Source organism: Azorhizobium caulinodans ORS 571 (genome assembly GCF_000010525.1).
GTDB classification, from domain to species: Bacteria; Pseudomonadota; Alphaproteobacteria; order Rhizobiales; family Xanthobacteraceae; genus Azorhizobium; species Azorhizobium caulinodans.
In genome coordinates, this window is the sequence record NC_009937.1 from 2,295,907 (window position 1) to 2,309,591 (window position 13,685).

Sequence of the window (13,685 nt, forward strand, 5' to 3'; positions counted from 1 at the left end):
TTCAGAGCGCCATGTCCCGGTCCCAGCGGGACACCCAGTTGTTGCGCTCGGCGGCGACGTTCGCCCAGTCGATCTGGATCACCTTGAGGTCGGCGGGCAGGCCGGCGGGCTTGGGCGTGAGCTTGTTGGCGCCGAGCGAGGCGGTCGGGCCGACCAGCTTTTCCTGCAAGGGCGCGCTCAGCAACTCGTTCACATAAGCGAAGGCGAGGTCCTGCTGGGGTGCGCCCTTCACCACCGCGATGCCGGAGGGCATGGCGAACACGCCTTCCTTCGGCGCGATGAGGTCGATGGGCGCGCCGGCCGCCTTGCGCTCGCTCACATAAGAGGACATGGCCGGGCCGATCATCAGCGCCTCGCCCTGTTCCAGCAGGTTAAAGGCCTGCGGCATCTGGGTGTAGATGGTGAGCAGGTTGGGCTTGAGGCTGGCGAGCTTCTTGAAGCCGGCATCGGCCTCCTTCTGCGCCGCTTCCAGCGAGGATCCGGTGGCGAGGCTCGCGGCGGCAAAGATGAGCGGCAGGCCTTCCGTATTCTGCGGCGAGGGGATGATGATCCGGCCCTTGTACTTGGGGTCGAACAGGTCGGCCCAGGAGGTGGGCGGGGTCTTTACGGCATTGGTGTTGATGGCGATGCCGAGCCAGGGCTGGAGATAGTTCGCCCACATGCCGTCCATGTGCACGGCGCCCGATACGAGGTCGGCGAGGTTCGGCACCTTGGCGGCGGTCAGTGGATCGAGCAGGCCTTCCTTGACCGCGAGGATCATCACCGGATCGTCCATCTGGACCACGGAGAGATACTGCGAGCCCTTGTTCTTCTGCATCTTCTCCAGGTTCACCAGCGACTTGGTGCCCTCGAAGATGACCTTGCAATTGTACTTCTTCTCGAAGGCCGGGATGACGATGCCTTCCACCCATGGCTTGTGGCTGGCGGCGCCGCCCACCACCAGTTCCTTGGTCTGTGCCCGCAGCACCGAAGGGGCGGCGACGAGGCCGGCGAGGGCGGCGCCGGCTTGCAGCACGGCGCGGCGGGTGGGGGCGCTCTTGGTCGGGATGGACATGAGGAAGACCTCTCGGGCGACAGATGGGCAGGGTTTCCGTGTCCCCATCTCGCAACCATCGTGCCAACCGCCTCTGTCTTCCTGTCCAGAGTCGAAGATCCTTTCGTTGTAAGCCTTTTCTCGTTTTTATCCAGCAGGTCAATTGTGGGAAATCGTGCCCGATGGGCTCAAAATTGTGCACAATTGGCGTCCTTTTATGCACCGCTTGCTCGTCCGCGCTCTGGACGGCGGCGCCCGCGATCGCCAATGCTGAGGATGGAAGCGCGCGACGCCGCGCCGGTCATGTTGCGTGTCATGGACGAAGAGACGATCCACGCCATCCTGTCCCGTGTTCTGCTCGCCGGCCGGCTGCCGGGCGGCACGAAGCTCGGCGAGCACCGGCTCGCGGAAATCTTCGATGTGAGCCGCGAGCGCATCCGCAAGGTGCTGCATCGGCTCGGGCATGAACGCCTGATCGAGGTGGTGAAGAATCGCGGCGCCTTCACGCTGGCACCCGATCCCAACGAGATCCGTGTGATCTTCGAGGCCCGGCGCATTCTGGAGGGCGGCATCGTCGCCCATCTCGCCGATACGCTCTCACCCGATCAGGTGGCGGCGCTGCGCGACCATGTGGAGCGGGAGACCGAGGCGCTGAAGACCGGCGACCGGCAGACCTGGCTCAAGCTCTCCGCCGAGTTCCATTTCCTGCTGGCCTCCATGACCGGCAACCCGCTCATCATCCAGCAGGCACGCGAACTCGTGGGGCGCACCACCATGCTGGTCGCCTTCTATGAGAATTCCGCCGCCGCCCAGTGCGGCTGCGCTGAGCATCGCACCATCTTCCGGGCGCTTGCTTCCGGGGAACGGGCCAAGGCGAGCCGGATGATGACCACCCACCTCGCCATGATCGAGACGCGGCTGCGCCCGATGGCCTGTGTGGATGTGGGGCCGACGCTCGAAAGCGTCATCGCGGAATTCATGGGCGATGTGATAGGCGGCGCGGCCTTGCGTGCCGCCGCGCCGCAGGTGGCCTGATCAGGCGCGCGCCGGCTTTCCGCGCTTCAGGAGGTGCCAGCCGAGGACGAGCAGCACCGCCAGCAGGGGGATCATGGCGACGGTCAGCGTGCCGTCCGGATAATCGAAGGCCATCAGCACCAGCACGCCGGCGAGGAAGGCCAGCGACAGCCATGTGGTGAAGGGCGCGCCCGGCATGCGGAAGGAGACGGGCTGCGCCTCGCCGCGCTTCACCGCCTGCCGGAGCTTCAGCTGGCACACGAGGATGAAGGCCCAGGTGCTGAGGATGCCGAGCGAGGCCACGTTCAGCACGATCTCGAACACGCGCGTCGGCACGAGATAATTCAGCACGACGCCCACCGCATAGAAGCTCACGGTAATCATGATGCCCGCGAAGGGCACCGAATGGCGGTTGAGGCGCGCCAGCAGCGGCGGTGCCGAGCCGCCCATGGAGAGCGAGCGCAGCACGCGCCCGGTGGAATAGAGACCGGAATTGAGGCTCGACAGGGCAGCGGTCAGCACCACCACATTCATGATCGAGCCGTTGCCCGGCGAGCCGATGGCGGTGAAGAAGGTGACGAAGGGGCTCTCCCCGGCACTGTACACGTTCCACGGGAGCAGGCAGACCAGCAGCACCACCGAGCCCACATAGAAGAGGGCGATACGCCAGATGACGCCGTTGATGGCCGCCGGCAGCACCTTGCGCGCATCCTTGCACTCGCCCGAGGTGATGCCGACGAGTTCGATGCCCGCATATGCGAAGACGACACCCTGCACCAGCACCAGCGCCGGCAGCACCCCGTGCGGGAAGAAGCCGCCATTTTCGGTGATGAGGTGGAGGCCCGTGGTATGGCCGGCGACCGGAATGCCCATGACCAGCACGATGACGCCGACGGCGAGAAAGATCACAAGTGCCGCCACCTTCACCAGCGCGAACCAGAACTCCATCTCGCCGAACCATTTGACATTGATGAGGTTCAGCGAGGTGACGACGCACAGGGCGCCGAGGGCGAACACCCATTGCGGCACATCCTGGAAGACCATCCAGAACTTGAAGTAGAGCGCGACCGCCGTGATATCGACGATGCCCGTCATCGCCCAGTTGAGGAAATAGAGCCAGCCCGCGACGAAGGAGGCCTTCTCGCCGAGGAATTCGCGCGCATAGGAGACGAAGCTGCCGCTGCTCGGCCGGTGCAGCACCAGTTCCCCGAGCGCCCGCAGGATCAGGAAGGCGAAGACGCCGCACACCAGATAGACGAGGGCGAGCGACGGACCGGCCGCCTGGAGGCGGGAGCCGGCCCCGAGGAAAAGGCCGGTCCCGATGGCGCCGCCGATGGCGATCATCTGGATGTGGCGGTTGCCGAGGCCCTGATGGTAGCCCTCCTCGTGGGAGGCGAGCCAGGCGGCCTTGTCCTGTGGGGACGGCGCCTCAGTTTGGTTTTCTGAAGTCGCCATCGTCATGCCCGCCACCCAAACGCTGATGCCCTGCGCGGCAACCTAGCCGTAGTCGGTATCAGTATGCGGGTAACGGGGTGTGGGGTGTGCTTTTTATCGGCTTCATCACCCTGTCATCGCTGCAGGATCGCCCTCAATGCAGCAGCACCGCCGCCTTCTGGAGGGTGACCCACATGCCCCAGGCAAGCGGCAGGCCGACCGCGAGCCACGTGAGCAGGACGAGCCCGCCCGGCCGCGCCGCGCTTGCCTGCACCGTCCGGATGGGCAAGGGGGACGCTGCATCCGCCTGGGGCGTCAGCGTCACGGCGCGCATATAGAGTCGCTCCGCCACGGGGCGGACCAGCAGGTTGCACAGGAGCCCCAGCGCCAGAAGGCCGGCAAGGATGTACATGGTCTGGTCATAGGCTGCGGACTGCGGGATGCCGGCGGCGATCTGATATTCCCGCAGATAGTTGATGAGCACCGGCCCGAGGATGCCGGCCGCCGCCCAGGCAGTGAGCAGCCGGCCGTGGATCGCTCCCACCATGCGGGTGCCGAAGATGTCCGCGAGATAGGCCGGAATGGTGGCAAAGCCGCCGCCATACATGGACAGGATCACGCAGAAGATCAGCACGAACAGCACGCTCGACCCCTGATGGGCCGACCACGGTACGGCCGCATACAGCACGATGCCGAGCAGGAAGAAGATGGCGAAGGTCATCTTGCGCCCAAGCCGGTCGGAGGCGGAGGCCCAGAAGAAGCGGCCGAGGATGTTGCACAGGCTGAGGAGGCCGGTGAAGCCCGCCGCAATGGCGGCGATCTGGCCCTTCTGTGCGGCGGAGAGATCGGCAAAGCCGAGGTCGAGCCCGATCAGCCGCCCGCCGAACACCTCCTGCAACATGGGCGAGGCCATACCGAGGACGCCGATCCCCGCCGAGACATTGAGGCACAGCACCGCCCACAGCAGCCAGAACTGCGGGGTCTTCCAGGCGATGTCGAGATGCACGTCATGGGGCGTGACCATGCGGTTGCGGCTCACCGTCGGCCCGCGCCAGCCGGCCGGTTTCCAGCCCTCGGCGGGAACGCGATAACCGAGCGCACCGCAGACCATGAAGACGAAATAGATACCCGCCATGGCGAGAAACGTCTGCCACACGCCCACCGAGCCGGGGCCGGCGAAGGTACGCATGAGGATGTCCGCCAGTGGCGCACCGATCATGGCGCCGCCGCCAAAGCCCATGATGGCCATGCCGGTGGCCATGCCGCGCCGGTCCGGGAACCATTTGATGAGGGTGGAGACGGGCGAAATATAGCCGAGTCCGAGCCCGATGCCGCCGATCACCCCCGAGCCGAGCCAGAGCATCCAGATCTGGTGCAGATAGACGCCGAGCGCCGAGATCACGAGCCCGCCACACCAGCAGGCGGCGGAGACCAGTCCCGCCTTGCGCGGACCCGCATGCTCCAGCCAGCCGCCGAAGAGCGCCGCCGAACAGCCCAGCAGCACGAAGAAGAGCGTGTACATCCAGCCAAGCAGGCTGATGGGCCAGTCGCACTGGGTGGCGACGAGGCGGGCTGCAAAGCCCATGTCCGCCGGGCAGGCGAGGGGCTGCGTGATGCCTACCGCGCGCGAGAGCGGCAGCCAGAAGACGCTGAAGCCGTAGGCCATGCCGATGCACAGATGGATCGCCAGCGCCGCCGGCGGCACCAGCCAGCGGTTGAAGTCGGGACCGGCGATGGTCCGCTCCCGGCTGAGGAATGGGGCGGCGGCGGGAGTGGCGGTGGCGACGGACATGATGTCTTGGCCTATCGAAGCATGCGGCAGGAACGGCGGAGAGCCCGCTGAGCGGGGGACCCGGTGACCGGGGCCAGCATCCGTCTGGGCCACCGCGTCACGCATTCGTGAGCCCCGCCGGACGATGCGGCCTCTAGCCGCTCCCGCCCGCATCGCCAAGCGCGTCCCACGCAATGCTGCCATCCGCTCGCGCAGAGTCGGCGAATGGCCGATTGACGCTCGCGATTTCCGCCCTAGCGTCGGCGCCCAAGAACTGCGCGGCCCCGACAACGGCAACGGCCGCGACGCAAGGGAGACGATGATGAGGATCTGCCCGCCTGCGGCCCGCCCGCATGTTGAACGCAAGGCCCGTCCGGATCTGGCGCAGGGAGCGGTCTGACATGGCCTTCCCCGCAGATGTGCGCGTTGTCGAGGTCGGCCCGCGCGACGGGCTGCAGAATGAAGCCACGCTGGTTCCCGAGGCGGTGAAGGTCGACCTCATCGCCCGCCTTGCGGCGGCGGGCCTCAGGACCATCGAGGCCGGCAGCTTCGTGGCGCCCAAATGGGTGCCGCAGATGGCCGGAAGCGCCGAAGTCCTGAAAGCCGCGCCGCGGCGGCCGGGCGTCTCCTATCCGGTGCTGGTGCCGAACATGAAGGGATTCGAGGCGGCGCTGGCGGCGGGCGCGCAAGAGGTGGCGGTTTTCGCCGCGGCCTCCGAGGCCTTCTCGCAGAAGAACATCAACTGCTCCATTGCCGAGAGCCTGGCGCGCTTTGCGCCGGTGATGGAGGCCGCGCGCGCCGCCGGGGTGCGGGTGCGGGGCTATGTGTCCTGCGTGCTCGGATGCCCCTATCAGGGGGAGGTGCCGCTGGCCGCGGTGGTGGACGTGGCGGAGCGCCTCTCTCAGATGGGCTGCTACGAAATCTCGCTTGGCGACACCATCGGCGTCGGCACGCCGCGGAAGGCCGTCGCGATGCTCGACGCGGTGCTGGGAGCGCTGCCCGTGGAGCAGGTGGCCCTGCATTTCCACGACACCTACGGGCAGGCGCTCGCCAACATCTATGCCTGCCTCGATCGTGGGGTGGCCGTGCTCGATGCCTCCGTGGGCGGGCTCGGCGGGTGCCCCTATGCGGCGGGAGCGAGCGGCAATGTGGCCACGGAGGATCTCGTCTACATGCTGGAAGGCATGGGCATCCGTACCGGGGTCGATCTCGAGGCGCTGGTGGAAGCCGCCGCCTTCATCTCGGCGGCCATCGGCCGCGCGCCCGCCTCCCATCTCGCCAAGGCTCGCGGCTATTAGCCGGCTGGGGCCTGACGTTGCTGTGCACCGGGAGGATTGTTTATAAAGAGGATCAAGTCTGGCGTGAGTGGCGGTAATAATTTCCCGTCAGAAACAATCCGCCGGACGCCCTCCTCGGAGCCTCTGCATGGATCAGCTTGCCGCGATGCGGTGCTTCATCGGCGTGGTGGAGGCCGGCACCTTCAGCCGCGCGTCCACCGTGCTTCGGGTGCCGAAGGCGACCCTCACCAAGAACGTGCAGGCGCTCGAAGCCCATCTGCGCACCAAGCTCCTGCACCGCACCACCCGCCGCGTGACCGTAACGCCGGATGGCGAGGCCTATTACGAGCGCGCGGTGCGTCTGCTGGCGGACCTAGAAGACCTGGACAGCACGATGGCGGTGTCGCAGGCCAATCCGCAGGGGCGCCTGCGCGTCGATATCTCCGCTGCCCTTGCCACCATGCTGCTGATCCCGGCGCTGCCGGACTTCCACGCCCGCTATCCCGACATCCAGATCGATCTCGGCGTGACCGACGACGTGGTGGACCTGCTGGGCGAGAATGTGGACTGCGTGATCCGCGCCGGTCAGCTGGCCGACCAGTCTCTGGTGGCCCGCCGCATCGGCGAGATGCACTCGGTCCTGGTTGCCGCGCCCGGCTATCTCGAGGCCCATGGCACGCCTGCCCATCCGCTGGACCTTGAGACCTCCCACCGGGCGGTCGGCTATTTCAAGCCGCGCATGGGACGATCCCTCTCGCTCACCCTGAGCAAGGATGCCGACGAGGCCGTCGAGGTGAACGGGCGCTATATGCTCGCGGTGAGCGACAGCAACGCCTACATCACGGCCGCCATGGCGGGGATCGGGATTGCCATGATGCCGGTGTTCATGGCCCGGCCGCACATCGAGAGCGGGGCGCTGGTGCCGGTTCTCACCGAGTGGCGGGCGCCGGCAAAGCCCATCTATGCGGTCTTCCCGCCCTCCCGGCACCTCAGCAACCGGCTCCGCGTGTTCGTGGACTGGGTCGCGGCGCTCGTGGCGCGCACCGATTTCGGCATGCGGGATGCTCCCGCCAAGCCGCGCGAGGCGGCGGTGACGTCGCCCCGCATCTCGGTCGTGAAATAAGGGACGCTCAGGCCGCGCGGTTGCCGAGGCCGAGGCGCATCACCGTGCGCCGCAGCGGCCCCACGCGGTCGAGCAGATAAAGGCCGAAGCCGCGCACGCTCTGCACCGGCACGAGGTCGGAGAGGAGCGAGCGGTTGAGCATATCCACCGCCGTCATGCGGCCGTGGATGTCGCGGTCGCGGGCGCCCGCATAGCGCTTCAGCATTTCCGCTCCGCCGAGGTCGAGGCCGGGCTCGGCCGCGAGATCCACCAGCGCAACCGCGTCCCGGAGCCCAAGGTTCAGGCCCTGCGCTCCGATGGGCGGCATCACATGGGCCGCTTCCGCCATCAGGGCGACGCGGGGCGCGGTGATCTCGCGGGCCGTTTCGGCCACCAGCGGGAAGGCCGCTCGGCCTTCCTCGACCTCGAAAGGACCCAGGATGGAATGGGCCCGCCGCTCGAATTCCCGCGCCAGCGCCGGCAGGTCGAGTCCGAGGAGGCGCACCGCCTCGCGGTCATCCACCACGCAGACGATGCTGGAGCGGTCTCCGGGCAGGGGCACCAGGGTAAAGGGGCCGGTTTCGGTGTGGAATTCGGTGGAGATGTCCCAGTGGGGACGGGTGTGGCGTACCGTGGCGGTGACCGCCACCTGCGGATATTCGCGCCGCTTCACGCCGATGCCGCACGCCTCGCGGACGCGGGAGTTGCGCCCGTCCGCCGCCACCACGAGCGTGGCGCGCACCGAGCGACCGTCATCGAGGCTGAGCGTCACGCCGTCCGCGTCCGTGCGCAGATCGGTGAGGGATGCGCGGGCGAGACTGAGGCCGTTCGTCTCCTCGGCGGCTGCCCCCAACTCCCGGCGCAGGGGCTCGTTCTCGATATTGTAGCCGAAGGCTTCGAGGCCGATCTCGCTGGCCTTGAAGGTCACTTCCGGCGCGCGGACGAGGCGGCGCGTGCCGTCCACGATGCGCATGTCCCGCAGCGGCGCGGTGTGAGGGGCGATGCGGTCCCAGACGCCGAAACGCTCGAGGATCGGGATCGAGGTGCCGAGCAGGGCGGTCGTGCGGTGGTCGATGCCGCGCTCCGGACCGGTGATGAGCACGGTGGTCCGGCCCGATGCCGCAAAGCCGATGGCAGTCGCGAGGCCGGCCGGCCCGGCACCGACCACCGCCACTTCGGCTTCGATCCCCGGTGCATTGCTGACGGGCTGCGACATGAACGCCTCCTTCGGACAAACGATGGAGGCGGTACGCCTCCGGAAATTGCGCGGATCATATCGGCAACGCGCGAGGGCGTCTTGCGGGCGCATCGTCTCAGCACGCCGCCTGTGCACAGGGCTTTGGCAGGCGCCTTGCCCGGAACTTCAACGCCCCTATGATCGCGGGCGTTTCAAGCGCGGGAGGCGGAAATGGTCGGGGCGATCCGAATTCATCACACGGGCGGGCCGGAGGTGATGAAGTTCGAGCAGGTGGACCTGCCGCCGCCCGGTCCCGGTGAGGTGCGCGTTCGCCACACCGCCATCGGCCTCAATTACATCGACACCTATTTCCGCTCCGGCCTCTACAAGGCGCCGGCGCTGCCCTTCACCCCCGGCAATGAGGGGGCGGGCGAGGTCGAGGCGGTGGGTCCGCACGTCGAGGGTTTCCACGCCGGGGACCGCGTCGCTTATGCAACGTCGCTCGGCTCCTATGCGGAAGCGCGCAACGTGCCCGCCAACGTTCTCGTGCATGTGCCCGCCGCCATCGACGACCGCACCGCCGCGGCCATGATGCTGAAGGGTATGACGGCGCAATATCTGGTGAAGCACACCCATGCGGTGAAGCCGGGGGATGTCATCCTCGTGCAGGCGGCGGCCGGCGGCGTCGGACTGCTGCTCTGCCAGTGGGCCCATGCGCTGGGTGCCACCGTGATCGGCACCGTCGGATCGAAGGCGAAGGCGGAACTCGCCCTCGCCAATGGCGCGGACCATGTAATCCTCTACAAGGACGAGGATTTCGTGCACCGGGTGAAGGAGATCACCTCCGGCAAGATGTGCGATGTGGTCTATGATGGCGTGGGGCAGGCGACCTATCCCGCCTCGCTCGACTGCCTGAAGCCCTTCGGCTTGTGGGTGAGCTTCGGCAACGCCTCGGGCGCGATCAACAATTTCGACCTGCTGAGCCTGTCCCAGAAGGGCTCGCTCTATGCCACGCGGCCGACCCTCTTCACCCACACCAGCACCCGCGAGAAGCTCGTGGCGACGGCCAACGATCTCTTCGAGGCGGTCCTGACCGGCGCGCTCAAGATTCCGGTGCATCAGACCTATGCGCTGAAGGATGCCGCCAAGGCCCACAAGGACCTCGAAAGCCGCGCCACCACGGGGTCAACACTTCTTCTACCCTGATCGCAGGTGGTGCGAGGCATTCGCAAAAAAGTCATCTGCGACTTGCGCCAAGGTGGCGCCTGCATGATATGAGCCGGGCTTGACTAATCACGGCGGCCCGCCCGGGTCCGCCCGTGCTGCGACGGACCGTGCCGGCCATGATGCGCCAATACGAGCTGGTCGAGCGCGTTCGACGGTACAATCCCCAGACCGACGAGGCGCTTCTCGACCGCGCCTATGTCTATGCCATGCGCGCCCACGGCGCGCAGGTGCGCGCGTCCGGCGACCCGTACTTCTCGCATCCGCTCGAAGTGGCCGCCATCCTCACCGACCTGAAGCTGGACGACGCCACCATCGTGGCGGCGCTGCTCCACGACACGATCGAGGATACTGACGCCACCAAGGCGGAGATCGAACGCCTGTTCGGCAAGCAGATCGCCGATCTGGTGGAGGGGCTCACCAAGATCAAGAAGCTGGACCTCGTGTCCAAGCAGGCCAAGCAGGCGGAAAACCTGCGCAAGCTCCTGCTCGCCATCGCCGACGATGTGCGCGTGCTGCTGGTCAAGCTCGCCGACCGCCTCCACAACATGCGCACGCTGAAATACGTGCCGCCGGAGAAGCGGGACCGCGTCGCGCAGGAAACCCTCGACATCTACGCGCCGCTCGCTGCCCGCATGGGCATGCACGACATGCGCGAGGAGCTGGAGGATCTCGCCTTCCGCCAGCTCATGCCGGAGGCCTATGAGAGCATCACGTCCCGCGTCGAGGAATTGCGGGAGCGCAACGGCCCGCTGGTGCAGGAGATCGAGCGCGAGCTTAAGGAGGAGCTGGAACGGCGCGGTATGAAGGCCGAGGTGAAAGGCCGCGAGAAGAAGCCGCACTCCATCTGGGGCAAGATGGAACGCAAGGCCATCGCCTTTGAGCAGCTTTCCGACCTCTACGGCTTCCGCGTCATCGTGGACGGGGTGGAAGACTGCTACCGCACGCTGGGCATCGTCCACACCAAGTGGCCGCTCGTGCCGGGCCGCTTCAAGGACTACATCTCGACCCCGAAGCCGAACGACTATCGTTCGCTGCACACAACGGTCATCGGCCCGCGCCGCCAGCGCGTGGAGCTTCAGGTCCGCACCCGCGACATGGACGAGATCGCCGAATACGGCATCGCGGCCCATGCGCTCTACAAGGATGCCAGCGGCGCGCCGGGGGCCATGCTCTCCACCGAGAGCAGCGCCTATGCCTGGCTGCGCAAGACCATCGAGAACCTGTCGCAGGGCCTGTCGCCGGAGGAGTTCCTGGAGCACACGAAGCTCGAGCTCTTCCACGATCAGGTCTTCTGCTTCACCCCCAAGGGCCGGCTCATTGCCCTGCCGCGCAAGGCGACGCCCATCGATTTCGCCTATGCGGTCCACACCGACGTCGGCAATACGGCGGTGGGCTGCAAGATCAACGGCAACATCGCCCCGCTGGTCTCCGAGCTGAAGAATGGCGACGAGGTGGAGATCATCACCTCCAAGGCCCAGACGCCCCCCGGAGCTTGGGAGACCATCGCCGTTACCGGCAAGGCGCGCGCCGCCGTGCGCCGCGCCACGCGGGCGGCGGTGCGGGCGCAATATGCGGGCCTCGGCCGCAAGATCGCCGAGCGGGCCTTCGCCCGCGCCGGCAAGGCCTTCTCCGACGAGGTGGTGACCAAGGGCATGTCGCGCCTTGCCCGCACGGCGGTGGAGGACGTGTTCGCGGCGGTCGGGCGCGGCGAGATCAAAACCGACGATCTCATCCGCGCCGTCTATCCGGACTGGACCGCCCCGCGCCCCGAGGACCGGCTCGCCGCCAACCGCGCTCCGCAGGGCGAGGGCTGGTTCGAGCTCAAGAAGGGGCACAACCTCAAGTTCAAGATCCCCGAAGGCGGCGAAGAGGCCTTCGTGGCTGCCTTGCCCATCCGGGGCATCAATTCCGATTTGCCCGTGCGCTTCTCGCCGCAGGGGGGCGCGGTGCCGGGCGACCGCATCGTCGGCATCCTCACCCCGGGCGAGGGCATTACCATCTATCCCATCCAGTCGAAGGCGCTCCAGCACTTCGAGGACGCGCCCGAGCGCTGGCTCGACGTGCGCTGGGACGTGGATGAGCTGAGCACAGGCCGCTTCCCCGCGCGCATTCGTGTGACCGCCATCAACGAGCCGGGCACGCTGGGGCAGGTGGCGACCATCATCGGCGAGCGCAACGGCAATATCGAGGGACTGGAGATGCGCTCGCGCTCGCCAGACTTCACCGAGATGCTGATCGATCTCGACGTGTTCGACCTCCGGCACCTGAACGGCATCCTCACCGATCTGCGCGGACGCCCCGTTGTGTCGAGCGCCGAGCGCGTCAATGGGTGACGGCCCGGCCCCGAGGCCTTAAATCCTCCGGCCGGTGTTCTCCGGCATCATCCTTCAGGAGCTGACACGATGACCGCCCCCATCCGGCTCGGATTGAACGTGGACCACGTGGCCACCGTGCGGAACGCCCGCGGTGGCCTCAATCCTGACCCGGTGCGTGCGGCCCTGCTTGCCGCCGAGGCGGGCGTCGACGGCATCACGGCGCACCTGCGCGAGGATCGCCGCCACATCCGCGACGCGGACATCGCCCGCATCCGCTCCGAAGTCGCGCTGCCGCTGAACTTCGAGATGGCGGCCACCGACGAGATGATCGCCATCGCCCTCTCCGTCAAGCCGCACGCCTGCTGCCTCGTGCCGGAGCGCCGCGAGGAGCGCACCACCGAGGGCGGTCTCGATGTTGCCGGGCAGGCGGCGGACCTCAAGCCCAGGATCGCGGCCTTGAACGCCGCCGGCATCCGCGTCTCGCTCTTCATTGCTGCCGATCCGGTGCAGATCGCCGCCGCCCGTGCGCTTCAGGCCTCCGTCATCGAACTGCATACGGGCGCATGGTGCGAGGCGCTGGCGGCCGGGCATCTGGCCGAGGCGTCCGCCGAGTTCGAGCGCCTGCGCACCGGCGCCCGCGAGGCGGCAGCGCTGGGCCTTGAGGTCCACGCCGGCCATGGGCTCGATTATGAAACCGCCGAGCAGATCGCCGCGTTGCCTGAGATCGCGGAACTGAACATCGGTCATTTCATGATTGGCGAAGCCATTTTCGAGGGTCTGCCGGGGGTGGTCAGCCTCATGCGGGAAGCCATGGCCCGCGGCCAGGACCGGCGGGAGCTTGCCGCATGATTCTCGGCATCGGCTCCGATTTCTGCGACGCCCGACGTATCGAGAAGTCCATCGAGCGGTTCGGCGCCCGCTTCACCGAGCGCGTCTTCACGCCGCTCGAACGGGCGAAGGCCGAACGCCGGGCGCGTCCTGCCGAGACCTATGCGAAGCGCTTCGCCGCCAAGGAGGCCTGCGCCAAGGCGCTCGGCACGGGCATCGCCCGCGGCGTATTCTGGCGCGACATGGGCGTCGTCAACCTGCCCTCGGGCCAGCCGACGCTGGAACTGACCGGCGGCGCGGCGGCGCGGCTGAAGGAAATGGTGCCAGAGGGCTATGAGCCCCGGATCGCCCTGTCCCTCACCGACGAGGGGCCGCTGTCGGCGGCTTATGTCATCATCAGCGCGGAGCTGATCGGCACGCCGCGCTGAGGCTCCGAGGGCTTCTTCCCGAGAGGCAGCACACGCAAATGCGTCCGGACTGGAACGGCCCGGCACGGCGCCGCGTTGC

At 67.4% G+C, this 13,685-nt stretch carries 11 protein-coding genes; 7 read left to right on the plus strand and 4 right to left on the minus strand.

Annotation, left to right across the window (positions count from 1 at the left end; all coding sequences use genetic code 11):
• Position 1 precedes the first annotated feature (1 nt).
• Positions 2 to 1,054 carry an ABC transporter substrate-binding protein gene (locus AZC_RS10320; RefSeq protein ID WP_043879190.1) on the minus strand — a complete coding sequence of 351 codons (1,053 nt, stop codon included), beginning with the start codon at positions 1,052 to 1,054 and terminating at the stop codon, positions 2 to 4.
• Between the two features lie 294 nt (positions 1,055 to 1,348).
• Here AZC_RS10320 and AZC_RS10325 point away from each other — a divergent pair, with 294 nt between their 5' ends.
• Complete coding sequence (locus AZC_RS10325) at positions 1,349 to 2,068, plus strand: GntR family transcriptional regulator (RefSeq protein ID WP_158304109.1); 720 nt, start codon at positions 1,349 to 1,351, stop codon at positions 2,066 to 2,068.
• On the opposite strand, the gene ansP is transcribed toward AZC_RS10325, so the two are convergent.
• Positions 2,069 to 3,508 carry an L-asparagine permease gene (ansP, locus tag AZC_RS10330; RefSeq protein WP_420794826.1) on the minus strand — a complete coding sequence of 480 codons (1,440 nt, stop codon included), beginning with the start codon at positions 3,506 to 3,508 and terminating at the stop codon, positions 2,069 to 2,071. It abuts the gene before it with no gap.
• 127 nt (positions 3,509 to 3,635) lie between these two features.
• A complete protein-coding gene (locus AZC_RS10335; RefSeq protein WP_012170522.1) occupies positions 3,636 to 5,273 on the minus strand; it encodes an OFA family MFS transporter in 1,638 nt (545 codons plus the stop codon).
• A gap of 380 nt (positions 5,274 to 5,653) precedes the next feature.
• Here AZC_RS10335 and AZC_RS10345 point away from each other — a divergent pair, with 380 nt between their 5' ends.
• Complete coding sequence (locus tag AZC_RS10345; RefSeq protein WP_012170523.1) at positions 5,654 to 6,550, plus strand: hydroxymethylglutaryl-CoA lyase; 897 nt, start codon at positions 5,654 to 5,656, stop codon at positions 6,548 to 6,550.
• Between the two features lie 127 nt (positions 6,551 to 6,677).
• Entirely contained in the window at positions 6,678 to 7,652 is a 975-nt protein-coding gene (locus AZC_RS10350) for a LysR family transcriptional regulator (protein ID WP_012170524.1), read from the plus strand.
• A 7-nt stretch (positions 7,653 to 7,659) separates the two neighbouring features.
• Here AZC_RS10350 and AZC_RS10355 read toward each other — a convergent pair whose 3' ends face one another.
• A complete protein-coding gene (locus tag AZC_RS10355; RefSeq protein ID WP_043879193.1) occupies positions 7,660 to 8,847 on the minus strand; it encodes a UbiH/UbiF family hydroxylase in 1,188 nt (395 codons plus the stop codon).
• A 192-nt stretch (positions 8,848 to 9,039) separates the two neighbouring features.
• Between AZC_RS10355 and AZC_RS10360 the strand changes: the two genes are divergently transcribed.
• The 4 genes from AZC_RS10360 (at position 9,040) to acpS (ending at position 13,606) form a co-directional block, all read left to right on the plus strand.
• The gene (locus tag AZC_RS10360) at positions 9,040 to 10,014 is read left to right on the plus strand and encodes a quinone oxidoreductase family protein (protein ID WP_012170526.1); all 975 of its coding nucleotides are present in this window, start codon (positions 9,040 to 9,042) and stop codon (positions 10,012 to 10,014) included.
• A gap of 137 nt (positions 10,015 to 10,151) precedes the next feature.
• Positions 10,152 to 12,368: a RelA/SpoT family protein gene (locus tag AZC_RS10365; RefSeq protein ID WP_043879194.1), complete on the plus strand. Its 2,217-nt coding sequence runs from the start codon at positions 10,152 to 10,154 to the stop codon at positions 12,366 to 12,368.
• A 69-nt stretch (positions 12,369 to 12,437) separates the two neighbouring features.
• On the plus strand, positions 12,438 to 13,199 hold the full coding sequence (locus AZC_RS10370) for a pyridoxine 5'-phosphate synthase (RefSeq protein ID WP_012170528.1): 762 nt from the start codon (positions 12,438 to 12,440) through the stop codon (positions 13,197 to 13,199).
• A complete protein-coding gene (gene acpS, locus AZC_RS10375) occupies positions 13,196 to 13,606 on the plus strand; it encodes a holo-ACP synthase (protein ID WP_012170529.1) in 411 nt (136 codons plus the stop codon). The genes AZC_RS10370 and acpS overlap by 4 nt, the downstream gene beginning before the upstream one ends.
• Positions 13,607 to 13,685 lie beyond the last annotated feature (79 nt).